The sequence below is a fragment of the Pseudoalteromonas sp. SG44-5 genome (assembly GCF_014164175.1).
Classification (GTDB): domain Bacteria; phylum Pseudomonadota; class Gammaproteobacteria; order Enterobacterales; family Alteromonadaceae; genus Pseudoalteromonas; species Pseudoalteromonas nigrifaciens.
Genome location: NZ_JACJES010000063.1, coordinates 1 through 628, shown reverse-complemented (window position 1 = coordinate 628; position 628 = coordinate 1). Strand labels below are relative to the sequence as shown.

At 40.3% G+C, this 628-nt stretch carries 2 tRNA genes and 1 rRNA gene; all 3 read left to right on the top strand.

Annotated features, from left to right (window positions below):
• Window positions 1-74: ribosomal RNA gene (locus H5079_RS18205) — 16S ribosomal RNA — on the top strand; the annotation flags it as partial.
• A gap of 76 nt (window positions 75-150) precedes the next feature.
• Window positions 151-227: transfer RNA gene (locus H5079_RS18200), tRNA-Ile, on the top strand.
• A gap of 111 nt (window positions 228-338) precedes the next feature.
• A tRNA-Ala gene (locus tag H5079_RS18195) sits at window positions 339-414 on the top strand.
• Window positions 415-628 lie beyond the last annotated feature (214 nt).

Below are 628 nucleotides of genomic sequence, written 5' to 3'. Positions count from 1 at the left end.
CGGAGTGATTCATGACTGGGGTGAAGTCGTAACAAGGTAGCCCTAGGGGAACCTGGGGCTGGATCACCTCCTTATACGATTTAGAACTTATTTGTTCGTAGTGTCCACACAGATGATTGTTAATTGTAAAGAGAACAACACTTATTGTTTGGGTCTGTAGCTCAGCTGGTTAGAGCGCACCCCTGATAAGGGTGAGGTCGGTAGTTCAAATCTACTCAGACCCACCACTTTACTCCCATACATCGTTATGGAATATCTCGTTTAGTAAACTAAACGTCGATTTCCTACGCCTTGTCTAGAAGCAAAGTCGGTATACAAACAGTAAGACCAGCATATGTGGGGCTATAGCTCAGCTGGGAGAGCGCCTGCCTTGCACGCAGGAGGTCAGCAGTTCGATCCTGCTTAGCTCCACCACTTTACTTCTTAAAAATAAATATTCTTTATCGGGTCATAAACGACCTGAGAATGAAGTGTGTTTAATTTTGAGAAGTTTTTATTTCTCTTGCTCTTTAAAAATTTGGAAAAGCTGATAATAAAATTCTGATGAATAACATTGTTATTTATCAAGAGTTTTCAAAAGTAAAAAAAGAATGGTAGCAGTACCATTCAGTGCCATTTAATTAACTCT